Consider the following 19,792-nt stretch of genomic DNA (forward strand, 5'->3'; position numbering starts at 1 on the left):
AGTGATGATTTTGCGGGCTTGAATGCCGCCGTTTTGTTGTTCATATGCTGCGATTTCGATATCAAATGCGCAACTGCTCAAGGATTAGGCACATTGACCCTGCGTCTTGCTGAAAAGGATCTGACCCCTCCGGTGCTGCTGGCGCCGATGGCCGGAATCACCGACCGCCCGTTCCGCGATCTCGTGATGCGCTTTGGTGCAGGTATGGTGGTCAGTGAAATGGTTGCCAGCCAGGAGATGGTACAGGCCAAGCCGGGTGTCCGCGAACGGGCCGAGCTGTCGGCGGATGTGGAAAATACCGCCGTGCAACTGGCCGGACGCGAGGCGCATTGGATGGCCGAGGCTGCCCGGCAGGTCGCCGACCGGGGCGCGCGGGTGATCGATATCAACATGGGATGCCCTGCCAAGAAAGTCACCAACGGCTATTCCGGTTCGGCCTTGCTGAAAACTCCGGACCACGCCCTGACGCTGATTGAGGCCGTGGTGGAGGCGGTGGATGTACCGGTGACGCTGAAAACGCGTCTGGGCTGGGATGACAGCTTGCTGAACGCCCCGGATGTGGCGCGGCGGGCGCAGGACGCGGGCATCCGAATGGTTACGATCCACGGACGCACACGCTGCCAGTTCTACAAGGGGCGCGCCGATTGGCGGGCGATCCGGGCAGTGAAAGAGGCAGTCTCGATTCCGGTCATCGCAAATGGGGATATTGTTGATACGGAAGCCGCGCAAACCGCGCTGGAGCAGTCTGGTGCGGATGGCGTGATGGTCGGTCGGGGTGCGCAGGGCAAGCCATGGCTGCTGTCGCAAATCTGTCATGATCTCTATGGCCCTGCTGCGCCGACCATTCCGACGGGCGCTGATCTGATCGAGATGGTGCGCAGTCATTATCAGGCAATGCTTGGATTCTATGGCACCGATCTGGGCCTGCGCGTCGCGCGCAAGCATTTGGGCTGGTACATGGATGAAGCCGGAACGCCTGCCATGCTGCGGCGTGCTATCCTGACCTCACGCGATACGGATGAGGTGCTGCGGCTGTTGGGGGAAGCACTGAACGGCCCAGCGGAGGAAGCGGCATGACCTCGGATCAGAGCATCTGGACCTCGCTGCCGGTTCCGGCCTTCATCATTGATGCCGAGGATCGGATATCCGACGTCAATTCCTCGGGCGAGGGGTTTCTGAACGCCTCGCGCAAGGCGGTGATCGGACACCCCGTATGGGATCAACTGGCAGTCGATGCGCCGTTGGAAGAGGCGTTCTTGCGGGCTCGTCAGCAGGGGACCCCCTTGTTCGTCAACGATGTGGATGTGGGCTCGGGTAATCGCGCACCGCTGCAATGTGCGCTGCAGATCGCGCCGCTTATGGGACATCCTGGTTCGATGATCATGATCATCTCGCCACGAGAGCTGGCGGGGCGGATGACACGGGGCAATACGGTGAAATCGGCGGCGCAATCGGCCATCGGCATGGCCGAAATGCTGGCGCATGAGATCAAGAACCCCTTGGCAGGCATCACCGGCGCGGCGCAGCTGCTCAGCATGAATATCTCTCAGCAAGACCTTGAACTAACTGACCTTATCGTCGAAGAAAGCCGCCGCATCGTGAAGCTGCTGGAGCAGGTGGAGCAGTTCGGAAACCTGTCGCAGCCCGATTTCAAACCGGTTAATATCCACGACGTTCTGGACCGCGCGCGGCGGTCGGCGCTGCTGGGCTTCGGCGCGCATATGACGATTGTCGAGGATTATGACCCCTCGCTGCCATTGGCCTACGGAGATCCGGATCAGTTCCTGCAAGTGGTGCTGAATTTGCTCAGGAACGCCTCGGAAGCCGCTGATGGTAATGGCACAATTCGGTTGCGCACATATTTCGAACACTCGTTCCGTCTTCGGCGCAGTGACGGGTCGGGACACTCGCTGCCCTTGCAGATTGAGATCATCGACGACGGGCCGGGGCTGCCGGAAAACATCCGGAGCGATATCTTCGATCCCTTCGTGTCGGGCAAGGAGAATGGCACCGGGCTGGGGCTGGCTCTGGTCAGCAAGATCGTTTCCGATCACGACGGATGGATTTCGGCTGAGTCCGTGCCCGGGCGCACGGTTTTCCGCCTGTCCCTGCGGCGCGCACCGCCGGGCGCATATGAAAAGGAGAGCATCTGATGGATGGCACAGTTCTGGTTGCCGATGACGACCGCACGATCCGCACGGTTCTGACGCAGGCCCTGACGCGGGCAGGGTGCAAGGTGCATGCGACCTCTTCGCTGACAACGCTGATGCGGTGGGTTGCCGAGGGGAAAGGCGATGTTGTAATCTCGGACGTGGTGATGCCAGACGGGAACGGGTTGGAGATGCTGCCAAAGATCGCGCAGGACCGCCCCGGTTTGCCGGTCATCGTGATCTCGGCCCAGAACACCATCATGACGGCCATTCAGGCGGCTGAGGCGGATGCTTATGACTATCTGCCCAAGCCCTTCGATCTGCCCGATCTGATGAAGCGCACCGCTCGGGCATTGGATCAGAAGCAACGCGCGCAAACCGAGCCGGTGGAAGTCAGCGAGGATCGCCCTGATGAACTGCCATTGGTGGGCCGAACCCCGGTGATGCAGGCGTTGTACCGTCTGGTTGCACGCGTGATGAACACCGATCTGTCGGTGATGATCTCAGGCGAAAGTGGGACGGGTAAGTCCCTGATTTCGCGCGCTATTCATGATTTCTCGGACCGTCGAACGCTGCCTTTTGTGACCGCAACGGCCGCTGATCTGAGCGATCTCGAAGGCCCGGCGCGGGTCATGGCGCGGGTGCGCGGCGGAACGCTGTTGATTGATGAAATTGCTGATATCGATGATGAAATTCAGGCGCGGATCGTGCGTATGATGGACACTCCGGGCGATCATGTGCCGCGTTTCATGGCCACCAGCCAATCGGACCTGACCGACGCGATGGAGAGCGGTCGCGTGCGGCAGGATCTCTATTACCGCCTCTGCGGTGCTACGATCCATGTTCCGGCCCTGCGGGAACGCGTCGATGATATCACTTTGCTGACCGACCATTTTTTGACGCGGGAAGAGCGGGAAAGCGGGGCGCAGCGCCGCCTCAGTCCCGAAGCTGTTGAGCTTGTGCGTCGGTATTCGTGGCCTGGAAATGTGCGTCAGCTGGAAAATGCGATCCGTCGTCTGAGCCTGACCAGCCGTGCCGATGAAATCTCACGCACAGAGGTCGAGATGGTGCTGGGCAGCCAGCCCGAGGCCGAACCGGTTCTGGGCGATGGCGAACGTGAAAAACTGTCTTCTTCGGTTGGCCGTCACCTGCGGCGCTATTTCGATCTGCATGGAAATATCCTGCCGCCACCGGGCCTCTATCAGCGCATTTTGCGCGAGGTCGAGGCGCCTTTGATCGAAATCGCGCTGGATGCGACCGGGGGCAATCAGGCAAAATGTGCTGATCTTCTGGGGATTAACCGGAATACGCTGCGTAAAAAGATCTCCGACCTCGATATTCAGGTGACACGCCGTCGCAAACTGATGTAATATCGCCACACAAACCGTGGCATTCGGGTTCGCACCCGGGAACGACCACGACATATGGCGGTAAGCCGCGAATGCGGCACATCAGTAAGAGGGCAGACGGTGGCAACCCGGGCACAGAACGGGCCGATCCTATCGATCAACCGGTGGCGCAAGTCCCGGAGGATGCGCAATTTCAGCACCTTGGGGCTCGTGATGCTGGGCCCGGTGCTGGCGCTTGCGACGTATCTGGTCATTGGACCCTTCGATCTTGGCGCTGCGGCCCCGACGCTGCGGCTGATTCTTCTTGCCGATCTGGTCTATGTGCTGGTCGTGGCCGCGCTTGTTCTGGGACAGTTGTTCAGTCTGATCGCAGCACGGCGGGCCAAGTCAGCCGGCTCTCGGCTTCACCTGCGCCTGATCGGCGCGTTCACGCTGCTTGCCCTTGTGCCCACGGTAACTGTGGCAATCTTCGCCGGTCTGACCGTCAATATCGGCCTCGAAGGCTGGTTCTCGGACCGCGTGCGGCAGGTTGTTGGTTCATCGCTGAGTGCGGCGGAGGCATACGAGCAGGAGCATCGTCAGGGCCTGACGCAGGACGCGATGGCGCTGGCGCGCTTTCTGGATAACGCGCGGACGTTGGATTACTACATCTCGGATGCGGAATTGCGAGAAGTTCTGGCCCAGGGGCAGTCGCAGATTCAGCGCGGGCTGCGCGAGGCTTATGTGATCGATGGCAGCAGCGAGATCCGGTCGCGTGGCGATCGCTCTTATCTTTTTGATTATGAGGCCCCCACGCCTGAAGAGATGATCGAGTCGAACGATCAGGGCGTAGCGATCATAGCCGATTGGGATAACAGCGAATTTAGGGCTCTGGTGCCGTTGCAGGCTTATCTGGATCGCTATCTCTATGTCAGTCGCGAGGTTGATGGCGACCTGTTGACCCTGTTGGATGAAACCAAGGAAACGGCACAGTTCTACAGTCAGCTGGAAAGTGAACGGGGCAGGGTGCTGTTTGAGTTTGGCCTTCTGTATCTCGGTTTTGCGGTGATCCTCATTCTGGCTGCGATGTCTCTGGGCATGTGGTTTGCCGAACGTCTGTCGCGCCCGGTTGGGCGCCTGACAACTGCAGCGCAACGTGTCGGTGCCGGGGATTTGAGCGTTCAGGTCTATGAAGAGGCCAGCGATGACGAGATCGCCATGCTGGGCCGCTATTTCAACCAGATGACCCGCCAGTTGAAAGGGCAGCGCGATACCCTGTTGGAGAACACACGCCACATCGAACGTCGCCGCCGACTGTTCGACTCGGTTCTGAGTTCGGTGACCTCGGGCGTGGTGGGCGTAGATCCAGATGGATGCGTGACCTTCGTGAACCGCTCGGGTGAACGTCTGCTGGACTGGACCAGCGGTGAACAGCATCTGGCCATCGGCATTGCCGTGCCTGAATTCCTGCCGCTGTTCGAAGATCTGAAGTCCAGCGGTCAAGAGGCGGTGCAGGGAGAGGTCAAGGTGACCCGCAAGGGCCAGTTGGAAAACCTTCTGGTGCGCATGGCCACGCGGCGGGGTGAGGATGGCGGATTGGAAGGCTATGTGGTGGCCTTTGATGACGTGACCGATCTGGTCAGCGCGCAGCGTATGGCGGCGTGGGGCGACGTGGCGCGTCGTATTGCGCATGAGATCAAGAATCCTTTGACTCCGATCCAACTGAGCGCGGAGCGGATCAAACGCAAATTCTCGCGCAAGCTGGATGAAGAAGATTGCGACAGCCTTGAGTCGATGACTGACGTGATCGTACGGCAGACCAATGATCTGCGGCGGATCGTGGACGAGTTCTCGAAATTCGCGCGGATGCCCGAGCCGGAACGGCATGAGGAAAACATCGTCACACTGGTGCGCGAGGCGGTGCTGCTGCAACAGGCCGGACAGCCGGATGTACAGATTGATGCAGACCTGCCCGAACAACCCGTTCTGGCGGATGTTGATGCAACGATGTTGAGCCAAGCCCTGACCAACTTGATCAAGAATGCGGGCGAGGCCATTGAAACGTTGAAGAAAAAAGGCGCGCCCGACAATCTGAAACCGCAGATTAAGGTGGCCGTGTCCAGCGACGATGCGGGAATGCAGATCACCATTGCCGATAATGGTATCGGGCTGCCCGAGGATCGTGCGCGGTTGTTTGAACCTTATGTGACAACTCGTGATGAGGGCACAGGCCTTGGCCTGCCTATCGTGAAGAAAATCATCGAAGAACATGGCGGAGCGCTGACATTAGAAGACGCGCCCACCTTCGACGGACAGGACCATTTCGGCGCGATGGCTGTCATTCGTCTTCCCGGGGCCTCAGGCGGCCCGTCAGTCGCGCCGGAAAAACAGGCGATTAAAACAAACAAACTGAAAGCAGGCCAAAGATGAGCGACATTCTGATCGTAGATGACGAACGCGATATTCGCGAATTGGTGTCCGATATTCTAGAGGACGAAGGCTATTCCACCCGGCTGGCGGCGAACTCGGATGAGTGTATGTCGTCGATCAATGCCGAGCCTCCGGGGCTGTTGATCCTGGATATCTGGCTAAAGGACAGCCGCATGGATGGGATCGATATCCTGAAAGCGGTGAAACGCGACAATCCGGATGTACCGGTGGTGATCATTTCGGGCCACGGTAACATTGAGATCGCCGTGGCGGCCATCAAGCAGGGTGCTTACGATTTTATCGAGAAGCCCTTCAACATTGACCAGTTGATGGTGGTGATCCGTCGCGCGATGGAAACCTCGCGCCTGCGCCGCGAGAATGCCTCGCTGAAGCGGAAAGAGGTGAGCTGCTCCGACATGATCGGCAAGTCGGCTTCGTTCCGGGCGATGCAGGGTCAATTGGACAAGGTGACCAAATCGAACGGGCGCGTGATGTTGAGCGGCCCGGCCGGGTCAGGCAAGGAAATCGCTGCGCGCTACATCCACGCTCATTCGAACCGTGCCAACGCGCCTTTCGTCACCGTCAATTGTGCGGGGATTGAGCCTGAGCGGGTTGAAGAGGTTCTGTTCGGTCGCGAATCCTCGGAACGGGGGATCGAATCCGGTCTGCTGGAAGAGGCGCATGGCGGGGTGATCTATTTCGATGAGGTGGCCGATATGCCCCTGGGCACCCAGTCCAAAATCCTGCGAGTGCTGGTGGATCAGCAGTTCCAGCGTGTGGGCGGCAGTGACAAGGTGCGCGTCGATCTGCGGGTCATTTCATCGACCAACCGCGATCTGGAAGATGAAATCGCAGCTGAACGGTTCCGCGAAGAGCTTTATCATCGCCTGAATGTGGTGCCGATTGCTGTCCCGTCGCTGGAAGAACGGCGCGAGGATATTCCGGTTCTGGCCCAGCATTTCATCGAAATGTGCAACGAAACTCAGGGTTTGCCTGCCCGCGAATTGTCGGACGAGGCGGTCGCCCTGCTGCAAACGATGACTTGGCCGGGCAATGTACGTCAGCTTAAAAACCTGATCGAGCGTGTGCTGATCCTTGGCGATGGCACCGGGCCGATCGAGGCGCGCGAGCTGCCGAGTGAGGAAGAGAAATCCGATGAATCCGGTCGCGTTGTCCTGTCTGGGGCATTGGCGACCCTGCCGCTGCGCGAAGCACGCGAGGCGTTCGAGCGGGAATATCTGCTGACCCAGATCAACCGTTTCGGGGGCAATATCAGCCGCACCGCCAGTTTTGTCGGCATGGAGCGCAGCGCCTTGCATCGCAAGCTGAAATCGCTGGGGGTTGTGACGTCGAACAAATCAGGCGCGCGTGTCGCTCAGATTGATGAGCCTGAACCGGCAGAGTGATTTCTGCGACCAAGGGGAAGCAATTGATCAGCAGGTATGCAAAAGCCGATGGTACAGGGCCCATCGGCTATCCTGCATTTGGTCGCAGGCTTAGACGGCTTCGCCGGTCGGTTGGCCTCAAGCAATCCGCTTTGGCTGATATGCTGGAAGTGGATCAGGCCACGATTTCGAGGTGGGAGAGCGGGGCTCACACCCCTTCGGCAGAGATACAGCAGGGCGTTTTCTCAGTTCTGGCCCCAGTGCGCGTTCAGGATTCAGCGCTGAAACGGCTGGTGGCCCAATCGACTGACTGCGTTCATTTGGTTGAGGAGGCCAGCCATACCTGTCTGGCCTATTCGGCCAGCCGGGCCCGAGATTGGAAAACCTCGCAGAATGCTCTGCTGGGCGTCTCGCTCTGGCAGTTTGCGACGGACGAGATCCGGCAGGCTGAAGCAGAGCTGCAAAGCGAAGGTTGGTGGGACATGCACACGCCCGCACCCAAGGCCTTTCTGACCTCAGAGGCCGTGCATGACCGTATCAGGATCAGTGCAGGCCAGATCGTTTGGGAGCGGCTGTATCTGGCCGATGGCACCCCGGTTCGTCTGGTCAGCGGATCGCGGGGGCAAGTCGCATAATTTATGCGTTCCCGCGCGCAGCCGGGCGGGTTAGACCCGGAACATGACATTTCCTTACCTGAGATTTGCGCAGGTCATGCTGATCTGGTTTGCAGGGCTTGGTGCTGCCACGCAATTCGCCAAGATCGCTGTACCTTTCGCCGAAATCAGCCTGCTGTATCCCGAGCAATCCGCGGTGATCGGCTGGTCACTGTCGATCATCAGCCTGATGGGTGCGGTGTTCGGGGCGACCTCGGGCGCGATCACTGCCCGGGTTGGGCCGATGCGTCTGCTCTTGTCCGGGCTGGTTCTGGGCGGTGCTTTGTCTTTGCTGCAGGCGAGTCTGCCGGGATTCCAAATGATGCTGGCAAGTCGCGTCGTCGAAGGGGCGTCGCATCTGGCAATCGTTGTCGCGGCCCCCACGCTGATTGCCCAGATCACCACCGGCAAGGCGCGCAATCTGGCGATGGTGTTGTGGAGCACCTTCTTTGGTGTCGCCTTCGCGCTGAATGCGTGGTTCGGCCTGCCGATTGTAGACCGTTTCGGACTGCCCACCTATTTCGCCCTGCACGGAGCCCTGATGCTGTTGATCGCCGCAATGATCGCGCTGAGCCGGATCAAGATCGAGATGGGATCGATTGAGGAAAGAAGCCGTGGATTGGCTGCGTTTCTTGAGGCTCATGTCAGAACCTACCGCTCACCCTTTATTTCGGCGCCCGCGATCGGGTGGTTCTTCTATACGCTGACCTTTGTTTCGCTGCTTGCGATTCTGCCGGGACAGTTGCCTGAGGGGCAGGGCGCGTCGGTTGCGGCATTGATGCCTTTGGCTGGGATTGCGCTGTCCTGGCTGTTGGTGCCGCTGCTTCTGAATGTCTTTTCCTGTGTCACCGTTGTTAATCTAGGCTTTGGTCTGGGCATAGTGAGCATCGGGGCCTTGTTTATCGGGGCACCGCTGGCGGTTGTCGGTATTGCCTTGTTTGCCGTGTTGGGGCTGGTTCAGGGCGGCAGTTTTGCTGCGGTACCTCAGCTCAATGACACGGCCGAGGCGCAGGCGCTTAGCTATGGTGGAATGGCGCAGATGGGAAATGCCGGAAACCTGCTGGGCACTCCGGTTCTGCTGGCGATCCTTGTGGGTATTGATGAAACGGCGATGTTCGGGGCTGTTGTCGGGTTCTATGCCATAGCAATGATGCTGCACATCTTTCTTGGACTGCGCCGCGCTATGGTCAGCGACTAGCGGCTGAGGACTATCCCGTTTGCCCCGGCGTGATGATCTGGAACGAGCCATCGTCAAACTTCACGAAACAGGACTCGGTGTTCAAGGGCGGAAATGTGGTCGTCCGAGTGGGCACAACCCGCGATTTCACCCCTTGTTTGCAGGGTGGCAGGCTGACCGGGCGATACCCTTTTGAGGCCATACACTGCGCCTCGACCTTGTTTCGCAGGCCCTGATTCACATCGACCGTGTAAATCCGTCCCGGCTCCCACCAGCCCGGATTTCGATAGCATCTGCCATTGCGGTCGCAATAGGTGCGACCGGGCCAATAGACCGGCGGGCTCTGCCGGACCTGATTGGCGACGGGGGCGTCTTTCAGTGCCTGCACCTGACAGGCGGTGGTCTCGGTCTGCATGCGCGCGACGCTCTCGCCCTCGCGGTAATAAAGCGACAGTGGTCCGCAAGCAGAAAGGGTCAGCAGGCAAATCAGGCCGGGCAGCAATGTTTTCATGCGCTTATCTTGCCGCAGCTTATGCGGTATGACAATTCAATTGACCGCTTTGGGGGCATCTGTCATTCAAAGATTTCAGGCAGAGGGGCCAATTGTATGAAGGTCATCATATGCGGTGCCGGTCAGGTGGGCTGGCAGATTGCGCGTCATCTTTCGGGCGAGCTGAACGATGTGACGGTGGTCGATAACAACCCCGATCTGGTGCGCCGCGCGACCGAGACGCTGGACGTGCAGGGCATTGCAGGGTTCGCCAGCTATCCGGATGTGCTGGAACGGGCAGGGGCGCGTGACGCCGATATGATCATCGCCGCAACCCATTCGGACGAGGTGAATATGGTCACCTGTCAGATGGCGCATTCGGTGTTTGCGATCCAGCGCAAGATCGCGCGGCTGCGCTCGAAATCCTATCTGGAGGCGATCCATTCCGATCTCTACCGCCGCGATCATCTGCCCATTGATGTTGTGATCAGCCCCGAACGCGAGGTCGCGGCAGCGGCCATGCGGCGCCTCTCGGCCCCATCGGCTTTTGATACCGAACTGTTCATGGATGGTAAGGCGCAGCTTTTGGGCATTCGGGTCGATGAGGACTGCCCGATTGTGAATACGCCTCTGCGTCAGCTGACCGATTTGTTCTCGACCCTCAGTTCCATCGTCGTGGGCGTCCGGCGCGAAGGGTCGCTGTTTGCCCCCGAACCGGATGATCAGCTGTTTGTTGGCGACGAATGCTATGTTTTCACCAGCGTCAAGGATGTCGACCGCACGATGGAGGTGTTTGGCAAAGCGCAACGTCAGCAGGATCGGGTCGTGATCGTTGGGGGCGGCAATGTCGGGCTGGAAGTGGCCCGGACGCTGGAAGAACGTGAAAGCCGTGTGCGTGCAAAGATTATCGAACGCGATCGCAGATGCGCTGAAATCGCCGCCGAGGCATTGGAACGGACGATCGTTCTGAACGGCGACGGTCTGGATTCGGCACTGTTGAGCGAGGCGGGGATCGAACGCGCGGATGCGATGCTTGCGGTTACGGATGATGATCGCACCAACATGCTGGCCGCCGTGCGTGCCAAGGGCGAGGGCTGCGCGCTGGCCATTGCATTGATCAATGACCCCAGCATGGTGGCGCTGATGGGTCCGCTGGGCATCGACGCCTATATCAACCCGCGCGCCACGACCGTCAGCTCGATCTTGCGCCATATCCGCCACGGGCGCGTTCGTCAGGTCTATTCCATCGGCGATGCCGAGGCCGAAGTGATCGAGGCCGAGGTGCTTTCAACCTCACCGATGGCCGGGCAAAAACTGCGTGACATCGATTTCCCCGAAGGCGTTCTGGTCGGAGCGGTACGTAAGGGCGACGAAGTAGTGCGCCCGACCGGCAGCCTTCGCATTGATGAGAAAGACGTGGTCGCCATCTTTGCGATGGCCAAGGACGTACCCGAGGTGGAACGCCTGATGCAGGTCTCGATCGATTTCTTCTGATGTTGCAAGCGCGCGGACAGCATCGGGTCGGAGTGCTGCGGCGGCTGCCGTTGCTTCTGATGATCTGGGGCGTTTCGGCGCTTGCGATGTGGATACCAGCGATCTACGCGCTGACACTGGATGATCACCATACCTCGCGATCATTCTTTTATTCCGGGCTTCTGGGCCTGTTTGTGGTGTCGATCATTGCCGTGGCGATGTCGAACAGAACACCGCGACGCGGGACGCTGGGCCAGTTGGCCGTTCTGCTGGCCTCGTTCACGATACTGCCGGTTTTTCTGGCTATCCCATTCCATGAGGCGCTTGGCACGACGAGCTTTCTGAACGCCTATTTCGATATGGTCAGTGCGCTTACCACCACCGGGGCTGATCTGTTTCCTGATCCCGGGCGCCTGTCTGCGCCACTGCATCTGTGGCGCGCTCTGGTGGGTTGGCTGGGTGGTCTGCTGATGTGGATTGCAGCGGCGGCGATCCTTGCCCCGCTGTCGCTGGGAGGGTTCGAGGTCACTGCGCGCGGACAGCCGGGCCGCCCGGTGACGGGCGTGGCGCAAAGCGAAAAGATGGACCCGCGCGGGCATCTGATCCGCGTGACGCGTACGCTGACCCCGGTCTATGCCGGGCTAACCGCTGTAATCTGGATTCTGTTGCTGATCGCGGGGGAGCAAGGTCTGACAGCCGTTTGCCATGCGATGTCGGTGATGGCGACGTCGGGCATCTCGCCTGTCGGAGGGTTGGAGGGGTCGACAGCTGGCTTCACAGGGGAGGCGATCCTGTTTCTCTTTCTGTTCTTCGCCCTGTCACGGCTGACATTCTCAACCGACACGGCCACCTCGGGCTATACCCGGTTGGACAAAGACCCCGAGCTTCGCATCGGCGTTTCAATCGTGCTTGCCGTGGCCGTGCTGCTGTTCCTGCGGTTTTTGTCGGGCGTGGCGGAACTGAGCATTGATGTCACTCCGCTGCAGGCGCTGCAGGTGATCTGGGGCATGATCTTTACTGCGATGTCGTTCCTGACCACGGCAGGGTTTGAGAGTGCAAACTGGAATGATGCGCAGCAACTCTCGGGCCTGGGCACGCCGGGGCTGATCCTGATGGGGCTGGCACTGATCGGAGGCGGGGTTGCAACCACCGCAGGCGGGGTGAAGCTGTTGCGTGTCTTTGCGCTCTACCTCAATGGCAAGCGTGAGATTGACCGGCTGATCTATCCTTCATCGGTAAGTGGCGAGGGCGGGGGCAACCGCCGCATCCAAAGCGACGGTGCCTTCATCGCGTGGATCTTCCTGATGATGTTCGCTCTGACGCTGGCGATGTTTGACCTTTTGCTGGCCGCGATGGGGGTCGGGTTTGAACAGGCAATGGTGCTGAGCGTTGCCGCACTCAGCACGACGGGGCCGTTGATCGAGCTGGCCACGGACGTTCCGATCCGCCTGATCGACCTGTCCGGCGGGGCCAAGTTGACGCTTTGTGCGGCGATGGTGATCGGGCGGCTTGAGACGCTGGCCATCGTTGCGCTGATTACGCCCACCCTGTGGCGCGATTGACCTATCGTCAACGGTTGGCGTTACTGCCTGATTTTTCATCTGGAATATCTGTGCGCGGCACTCCATACTCCTCCAGAGGGAGCGCGTTGGTCCGCAGCGCGTAGCAAGAACAATGGCGAGATAATAAAATATGGCTTCGGACAGACAGAATCTGCAGGACGCGTTCCTGAACAATGTACGGAAAGCAAAGGTCCCGGTCACAATATTCCTGATCAACGGCGTGAAATTGCAGGGTGTGATCACCTGGTTCGACAATTTCTGCGTGCTTCTACGCCGCGACGGACAGTCGCAGTTGGTCTATAAGCACGCGATTTCGACCATCATGCCGTCACAGCCGATCAACCTGTATGAGGGCGAAGACGCCTCTTGATGGAACATGAGAGGGCGCGCACCCGCGCTTGGGTGCTGCATCCCGAAATCAAATCAGATGAACAGCGCCGCGTCCCCGAACCGGCGCTGGAAGAAGCGGTGGCATTGGCTGTCGCTTTGCCCGATCTGGATGTGGTCGGGTCTGAAGTCGTGCGCCTGCCGCGCGCGCAAGCCGGATTGTTGTTCGGCAGCGGCAAGATCGAAGAACTGGCAGAACGCCTGCACGACAATGAGATCGAGCTGGTTCTGATCGATGGGCCGGTGACGCCGGTTCAGCAGCGCAATTTGGAGAAGGCGTGGAAGGTCAAAATCCTCGACCGAACTGGCTTGATTCTGGAAATCTTCAGCGACCGTGCGCGTACCCGAGAAGGTGTGCTGCAGGTCGAGATGGCCGCTCTCAGCTATCAGCGTACGCGGCTGGTGCGGGCCTGGACCCACCTGGAACGCCAGCGTGGTGGCCTTGGGTTTGTCGGCGGACCCGGCGAAACCCAGATTGAGGCTGACCGGCGCGCCATCGACGAACAACTGGTCCGCCTGCGCCGCCAGTTGCAGAAAGTGGTGAAGACACGCACCTTGCACAGGGCCGCGCGAGCCAAGGTTCCGTACCCGATTGTCGCTCTGGTCGGATACACCAACGCCGGGAAGTCCACGTTATTCAACCGTCTGACCGGGGCCGAAGTGATGGCCAAGGACATGCTGTTCGCCACGCTCGACCCGACCATGCGGCGGGTTGAGCTGCCGGACGGCCCCGAAGTGATCCTGTCCGACACGGTGGGTTTTATCTCAAACCTGCCAACTGAGTTGGTCGCCGCCTTCCGCGCCACGTTAGAAGAGGTGCTGGGCGCAGATCTGGTCGTGCATGTCCGCGATATCAGCCACGAAGAGACGGATGCACAGGCGCAGGATGTTGAGACGATCCTGACCTCTCTCGGGGTCGAGGATGATCGGCCCCGGCTTGAGGTCTGGAATAAGATCGACTTGCTGAATCGCGACGAACGCGAAGCCGCTACGGCGCGGGCTGAGCGCGATCCGGCGATCTTTGCGATATCGGCCGTGACGGGCGAGGGCGTTGATCCTCTGCTCTCTGAAATTGCAACGATTCTGCAGGGCGCGCGGCATGAGGTGACGCTGTCATTGGGCTTTGCCGAGGGCCAAAAGCGTGCATGGCTGTTTCGTCAGGATGTCGTGCGATCAGAGGAACAGACCGAAGAGGGTTTTGAGATCACGGTACTCTGGACCGACAAACAAGCGGCGCGTTTCGCAGCGCTTTAGGTTCCGTCAATCTGGCTTTGACGCTCGTCCGCATCGAACCATTCCGATGAACTTTGGATCTTATTGTCCGGCGTTAGTTCCCATTGTTCCCAACCGCGCGTGACGACACGGTTTCCGGTGGCTTTGTGGTGCCCTTCGAGCGTCCTGACGAACAAGGCATGCGGTCCGGCCCATCGCATCATGTCGCAACGCACTTCGAGATCGGGAAACTCTGCGTACAATGCGCGCGCCATCTCAGCGATTTCTGCGTGGCCCTGCAGAGTTTCGCCGTGATTGATGGTGATCCGGCCTTCAGGGGCGAAGAAACGAGCGACAGATTCAGGATCGCCCGAACTCCAGGCGATGGCATAATCACGTGCGAGATTGTTCAAGGTATCGCGAAGGCTGCCCATGCATTTCCCCCTTCGTACAATGCGACGGCCTGATGATTTTAGGCGAAAACGAATGAGTGCGTCCACGAGTGGCGCAGAAAGGGGCGGGGATTTGCCGATTTGATTAGCGCGGGTTGAGCACGGTCACCCCGACGGCTGCAGCGCGGGCAAGCCCAATGTCCAGCGACATCGGGATATATTCCCCCCTCCGCCACAGCTGCGCCTGATCGTCGTAGTAGCGCGACAGGAAATGGCCTGATTGCCCGGTCGCGGTGATAAAGACCGAACTGTCGGGATCGGCGAAATCGTAAACACCACGATAGCCCGCACCATGCACGTTCTGGAACGGGTCCGGCCCTTCGCCCGAGGTCCGTCCACGCAGCAGAGTGTTGTCCCCACCGCTGGTGGATTGACGGATGTTGACGAAGAATCGCAGCACCGGAACGTCACCCAACACGGGGTGGTCATGGGTTGCCTGATGCGCATCGCCCCAACGCAAGGACTCAAGCGCAGAGCCATAGCGCTCGGAAATCCAGATAATGGCGTCGTCCAGTGCTAGCCGCGCCATGTCAGTACAGGTCTCAAGCGGTGCGCTTTGATGTACGTCGCACCAGACCGAGGCCCCATCGATGTCGCGGTAAACCCGCTCGATGAAGAGGGGGTCCACGTGCTTGAATTCCGTAGCAAGCGGGCCGAGTTCGTCCGTGATCAGGCGGATCTGTAGCGCGCGCAGCCACGCGGCATAGATCAGCGGTTCCGGCAGATGTTCGTTCATCTCACCGTTCCAGTTGGCCAGCAGGTCCAGCGCAATCCGACGTTGCCGTTCGGGGGTTCCTTCGGGCGCGGATTCGCCCGTGAACCAGAGGTCGGCACCGATCAGCGGCAGCAGGGACCGCGCCGTGAAGCTAACCGTATCTAGTTGCGCTTCGATAAAGCTGTCGCGGGTGTGCACTTCGCGCGACTGCATCAGGCGTTCCCAGCGATTGATCCTCTGGGTGTCGCCCCATTCATAGGAAACGTGTCGCGGAAAGGGGCGGTCAATGATCTTGTTATTCGTGTTGCCGAGCACGCCGCCGACCGGGGCCACAAACTCAGGGTTATCGGTATAAGGCAGTCGACCCTGCCAGCGGTTCCGTTCCAGCCAGCCGGGAGACGGAATGCGACCGCGGCTTTGATGGTTCAGGTCGCGCCGGGGCATCGCTCCGATCAATTTCAGGCCGATCGTGTCTTTGTCGACCAGCGACAGGTTTTGCGATGGGGCAATGAAATCTTCACCCAGATCAATGGCTTCGCGCACCGTGTCAGCGTTCATCAGCGCCAGAGAGGCGCTCATCGAGGTGTCGCGAGGGCTCAATGCGCTCCACGACAATGACGCCACGTGGCCCGGCGGTGTGATGGTTTCCAGATCGTAATCGGTGCCCGGCAGAACGGGGCCATTCTCGGTCCAGCGCAGGGTCAGGGTGATTGGTGCGGTATCCTTGATCTCGATGATCGAGGGGCGGGTCTGAAAGCGTTTGTAGCCGTCGGGTGTGAGGTATTCCTCGGGATTATCAGGGTTCAGCTGTTCGATGTGAACGTCCTGATCATCCAAATAAGACGAGGTCAGCCCCCAACCCAGACGCTCGCTGCGCCCGGCCGAGACCGCCGGAATGCCCGGAATGGTCGCGCCGATTACGCCGCCTTTGGCCAGCTCCAACCGTGCCAGATACCAGATGCCGGGTGCGGTGAAACCCAGATGCGGATCGTTGGCCAGCAAAGTGCCGCCGCTGGCCGACCGGGACGGCGCAGCGGTCCAGGCGTTTGATGCGCCCGCCAGACCACGCTGCGGGAATGGGGACAGGGGCGAGTCGGGCATCGATGTGCCTTGCGCATAGCGCGGCAGGTTTGGCAACAGCGCGGCGTATTCGGGCAACGCCGCGATACCGGGGCCGGGGACGTCGGGTAGTATGTCGGCAAGTCGCGCAGGATCGTCCAGCATCAAAGATGTACGCGCGCGCAGAACTTCGTCTGCGAGGTGGCCCGAAAGTTGCAGGCTCATCAGCTTCATGATCGCTAGACTGTCGCCCGGCTGCCACGGGGGGACCGGCGCGTTGAACAAGAACATCTCGGGCGCACCCCGGCCAAGCGCCTCTTCGTTGATTTCGGTCAGGCGCGCGTTAATCCCTGCTGAATAAGCGCGCAGGGCGGCCTTGGTATAGTCATCCTGCACCTCGACCGAGCGATGGGCGAGCCCGTAGAGGTCCAGCCGGCGCAACAACTTGTCGATGGATACGGTGCGTTGTCCAAAAACTTCGGACAAACGGCCCTGTACGGTGCGGCGCAGAATGGTCATCTGCCACAACCGATCCTGCGCATGCGCATATCCAAGGCCAAAAAATACATCCGGATCGGAAGCACTCAGGATATGCGGCACGTTCGCCGTGTCGCGTACAATCTCGACCGGGGCGGTTATTCCTTCTACGTCAAGGGTTTGATCGTATTCGGGCAGGGACTGGCTTGCCAGGAAATAGACCAGCCCCACGGCGGCGATCACCAGCAGGATCAGGCCCGTCGTAAGTCTCACCAGCCAGCGAAAAACCAGACCCATTTGTCCCCCGAAATCTCTGCGTCGTTATTTTCGCCGAGGTTACTGGAAGCCCAGCCGGACCGAAAGAGGAATGCCGCCTGTCTTCGTCGAAAACCATCGAAACTCAGAGCCCCGCCACAACATGCAGCGGGGCTCGTCCGAGGGGGAGGGTGGTATCTTGAGTATCAGGGGATGATGCGCGTGTATTTGGTGCCTTCGACCGTCGCGCCGAATTTCAAACCAGCCTGCCCGAAAACCGCAGCCAGAACGGGTTTGCGCAATTGCGTGGTGTCGGTCGACAGGGATTCTCCTGTCGCATCGACCACGTAACCGATGTCTGCCCCGGCGGTCCAACCGTTCGAGCGGCGGAAATCGTTCAACGCCTCGTCGGTCATGAAGAACAGCACATGCGCATATTGCTGCGCACCGATCTGAAGGCCCGCGCTGCCTGAAATGGCCGAGTAATAGTCCACGGTCGCGCCTTGAATACGCAGCGCGCCTTGACCATAGGCACCGCCGAAGATGAACCCAGCCTCGGTGATCAGCGGCATGACCAGCATTCCGTTGGCCTTGTTCGCGATCTCAAGGGTGTTGGGGTACTTGTTGTACATCTCGTTCAGCGTTGCATCGACACGCGCGTCGATGGTGGCCGCATTCGAGTTGCCGACCCCATTGCCGCATGCTGCGGTCAGGGTCAGCCCGGCCATGCCAAAAGCAAAGCCGCGACGGCTGAGTCGGGGGGAGTTTGAACTGCTCATGTTTCTCTGTCTCTGTATATGTGCCTGATATGTCGGGTGTTCCCGATCTTGTATGCAAGAATACGCCGATTGCAGCCGCCTGTCACGGGAAAGCTGTGCCGCGGGCGCAGCAAATCGGCGAAAAATTGCGACAATCTGAGACGTTAGCCTTGCAGAATGCGAGCAGCTTCGGGTGCAAAATAGGTCAAGATGCCGTCACAGCCCGCGCGTTTGAAGGCCAGCAGGCTTTCCAACATCACTTTTTCGCCGTCGATCCATCCGTTCTGTGCGGCGGCCTGGATCATCGCGTATTCACCAGACACTTGATATGCATAGGTCGGAGCGCCAAAGCTGTCTTTCACGCGGCGGCAGATGTCCAGATAGGGCATCCCCGGTTTGATCATGACCATATCCGCGCCCTCGGTCAGATCGCGTTCGATCAGACGCAAGGCCTCGTTCGAATTGGCCGGATCCATCTGGTAAGTCTTCTTGTCGCCTGTCAATGCGCCCGAGGCCCCCACGGCATCGCGGAACGGGCCGTAAAAGGCACTGGCATACTTTGCGGCATAGCTGAGGATCATCACATTGTGATGCCCTGCCGCTTCGAGCGCATTGCGCATCGCGCCGATCCGGCCATCCATCATATCCGAGGGGCCGATAATATCGGCCCCGGCTTCGGCCTGCGCCAGCGTCATTTTCACCAGCGCTTCGACCGTCTGATCATTCACGATCTCGCCATCGACCACATAGCCGTCGTGGCCGTTGATGTTGTAGGGATCGAGCGCCACGTCGGTCATCACCGCAATATCCGGAGCCGCCGCCTTGATGGCGCGAATCGCGCGGTTGGACAGGTTGTCGGGGTTCCAGGCTTCGGCGCAATCTTCGGTTTTCAAGCTGGGATCAGTGTAGGGGAACACGCAAATCGCCGGTATGCCGAGGGCCTGCGCCTCGACAGCGGCTTTGGCGATCAGGTCGACCGATCGGCGCACGACGCCCGGCATCGACGGTACAGGCTCTTCGATACCTTCCCCATCGCGCACAAAGACCGGCCAGATAAAATCATCGACCGTCAGGGTATTCTCACGCACCAGTCCCCGTATCGCCTGCGATTGGCGGGCCCTGCGGAAGCGGGTCAGGGGATAGGGGGCGATGGTCGGTTTCATGGCGCGCTCTCCTTGAATAATCGCACATTGGGTGGCATGAATTGCCCGTAGTCTCAAGGGTAACAATGGACGCGTCGATGCGATGAAGGTCCCTGCAGACGGTGAATAAAGGGCTGACGCTTGGACATATACTCTACGATTTTCGAACTCATCGACATGCGTAGCTTCTCGAACCTATGGTATTGGATCGGATTGGCCGTGCTTTGGTCTTCGGTCAGCCACTGGGCGATGGGGGTGCCTTACGATCTGGTGGTGCGTGCGCGCCGGGTTGGTGGACAGACTGAACGCGATCTGCTGGACATCGTTCGCATCAATGGGAATCGGTTGCTGAATATCGTTGATGTGTCCGGTCTGGCTATCCTGGCGCTGAGTTGTTTCATCTTCACCGGCCTCGCGACGCTGGGATTCTTCTACGGTGTCGAGTTCGCACAGGCGGTGTTTCTGCTGCTGTTTCCCTTGTGTTTCGTAATGCTGATAAATATCTCGGCGGCTCGGCGGTTGCGCCGGCAGGAGCCAACGCTTGAGACTGTATCCAAGATACTGACGCGATGCCGGGTCTATACTCAGATCATTGGGATGATTTCGATCTTGATCACGTCCCTCTGGGGGATGTACCAGAATTTCTCGATTGGCCTTTTGGGTTGGTAAAATCGGAAAGGACGAGGC

The 19,792-nt window shown here is 59.6% G+C and carries 17 protein-coding genes; 12 read left to right on the forward strand and 5 right to left on the reverse strand.

Annotated elements, in window-relative coordinates; all coding sequences use genetic code 11:
* Nucleotides 1–93 precede the first annotated feature (93 nt).
* The 7 genes from dusB (at nucleotide 94) to ACR3EM_RS04675 (ending at nucleotide 9,144) form a co-directional block, all read left to right on the forward strand.
* Nucleotides 94–1,077, forward strand: a complete 984-nt coding sequence (dusB, locus tag ACR3EM_RS04645; RefSeq protein WP_480469643.1) for a tRNA dihydrouridine synthase DusB — start codon at nucleotides 94–96, stop codon at nucleotides 1,075–1,077.
* The gene (locus tag ACR3EM_RS04650) at nucleotides 1,074–2,153 is read left to right on the forward strand and encodes a two-component system sensor histidine kinase NtrB (protein ID WP_480469644.1); all 1,080 of its coding nucleotides are present in this window, start codon (nucleotides 1,074–1,076) and stop codon (nucleotides 2,151–2,153) included. The genes dusB and ACR3EM_RS04650 overlap by 4 nt, the downstream gene beginning before the upstream one ends.
* Nucleotides 2,153–3,520, forward strand: coding sequence for a response regulator (locus ACR3EM_RS04655; protein ID WP_480469645.1), 1,368 nt, complete (start codon nucleotides 2,153–2,155; stop codon nucleotides 3,518–3,520). Before ACR3EM_RS04650 ends, ACR3EM_RS04655 begins: the two co-directional genes overlap by 1 nt.
* A 162-nt stretch (nucleotides 3,521–3,682) precedes the next feature.
* Nucleotides 3,683–5,908 carry a sensor histidine kinase NtrY-like gene (locus ACR3EM_RS04660; RefSeq protein WP_480471892.1) on the forward strand — a complete coding sequence of 742 codons (2,226 nt, stop codon included), beginning with the start codon at nucleotides 3,683–3,685 and terminating at the stop codon, nucleotides 5,906–5,908.
* Entirely contained in the window at nucleotides 5,905–7,314 is a 1,410-nt protein-coding gene (ntrX, locus tag ACR3EM_RS04665; protein WP_480469646.1) for a nitrogen assimilation response regulator NtrX, read from the forward strand. The genes ACR3EM_RS04660 and ntrX overlap by 4 nt, the downstream gene beginning before the upstream one ends.
* Before the next feature lie 23 nt (nucleotides 7,315–7,337).
* Entirely contained in the window at nucleotides 7,338–7,928 is a 591-nt protein-coding gene (locus tag ACR3EM_RS04670) for a helix-turn-helix transcriptional regulator (RefSeq protein WP_480469647.1), read from the forward strand.
* Between the two features lie 43 nt (nucleotides 7,929–7,971).
* Entirely contained in the window at nucleotides 7,972–9,144 is a 1,173-nt protein-coding gene (locus tag ACR3EM_RS04675) for an MFS transporter (protein WP_480469648.1), read from the forward strand.
* 10 nt (nucleotides 9,145–9,154) lie between these two features.
* Here ACR3EM_RS04675 and ACR3EM_RS04680 read toward each other — a convergent pair whose 3' ends face one another.
* Nucleotides 9,155–9,634 (reverse strand): hypothetical protein, encoded by a 480-nt coding sequence (locus ACR3EM_RS04680; protein WP_480469649.1) that lies wholly within the window; start codon nucleotides 9,632–9,634, stop codon nucleotides 9,155–9,157.
* 96 nt (nucleotides 9,635–9,730) lie between these two features.
* On the opposite strand from ACR3EM_RS04680, the gene trkA reads away from it, so the two are divergent.
* From trkA to hflX, 4 genes are all read left to right on the forward strand, one after another.
* Complete coding sequence (trkA, locus tag ACR3EM_RS04685) at nucleotides 9,731–11,107, forward strand: Trk system potassium transporter TrkA (protein WP_480469650.1); 1,377 nt, start codon at nucleotides 9,731–9,733, stop codon at nucleotides 11,105–11,107.
* Nucleotides 11,107–12,648, forward strand: a complete 1,542-nt coding sequence (locus tag ACR3EM_RS04690; RefSeq protein ID WP_480469651.1) for a TrkH family potassium uptake protein — start codon at nucleotides 11,107–11,109, stop codon at nucleotides 12,646–12,648. The genes trkA and ACR3EM_RS04690 overlap by 1 nt, the downstream gene beginning before the upstream one ends.
* A 130-nt stretch (nucleotides 12,649–12,778) precedes the next feature.
* Nucleotides 12,779–13,018, forward strand: a complete 240-nt coding sequence (hfq, locus tag ACR3EM_RS04695) for an RNA chaperone Hfq (RefSeq protein ID WP_005982826.1) — start codon at nucleotides 12,779–12,781, stop codon at nucleotides 13,016–13,018.
* On the forward strand, nucleotides 13,018–14,289 hold the full coding sequence (hflX, locus tag ACR3EM_RS04700) for a GTPase HflX (protein WP_480469652.1): 1,272 nt from the start codon (nucleotides 13,018–13,020) through the stop codon (nucleotides 14,287–14,289). The genes hfq and hflX overlap by 1 nt, the downstream gene beginning before the upstream one ends.
* Here hflX and ACR3EM_RS04705 read toward each other — a convergent pair.
* The 4 genes from ACR3EM_RS04705 to hemB form a co-directional block, all read right to left on the reverse strand.
* Nucleotides 14,286–14,681, reverse strand: a complete 396-nt coding sequence (locus ACR3EM_RS04705) for a nuclear transport factor 2 family protein (RefSeq protein WP_480469653.1) — start codon at nucleotides 14,679–14,681, stop codon at nucleotides 14,286–14,288. The genes hflX and ACR3EM_RS04705 overlap by 4 nt on opposite strands.
* A 103-nt stretch (nucleotides 14,682–14,784) precedes the next feature.
* Nucleotides 14,785–17,247 carry a penicillin acylase family protein gene (locus ACR3EM_RS04710; RefSeq protein WP_480469654.1) on the reverse strand — a complete coding sequence of 821 codons (2,463 nt, stop codon included), beginning with the start codon at nucleotides 17,245–17,247 and terminating at the stop codon, nucleotides 14,785–14,787.
* A 164-nt stretch (nucleotides 17,248–17,411) separates the two neighbouring features.
* A complete protein-coding gene (locus tag ACR3EM_RS04715) occupies nucleotides 17,412–17,984 on the reverse strand; it encodes a lipid-binding SYLF domain-containing protein (RefSeq protein ID WP_480469655.1) in 573 nt (190 codons plus the stop codon).
* A gap of 143 nt (nucleotides 17,985–18,127) precedes the next feature.
* A complete protein-coding gene (hemB, locus tag ACR3EM_RS04720) occupies nucleotides 18,128–19,126 on the reverse strand; it encodes a porphobilinogen synthase (RefSeq protein WP_480469656.1) in 999 nt (332 codons plus the stop codon).
* 120 nt (nucleotides 19,127–19,246) lie between these two features.
* Between hemB and ACR3EM_RS04725 the strand changes: the two genes are divergently transcribed.
* Entirely contained in the window at nucleotides 19,247–19,774 is a 528-nt protein-coding gene (locus ACR3EM_RS04725) for a component of SufBCD complex (RefSeq protein WP_480469657.1), read from the forward strand.
* The last annotated feature ends 18 nt before the right edge of the window (nucleotides 19,775–19,792 follow it).

It is taken from the genome of Ruegeria sp. AH3 (assembly GCF_056536265.1).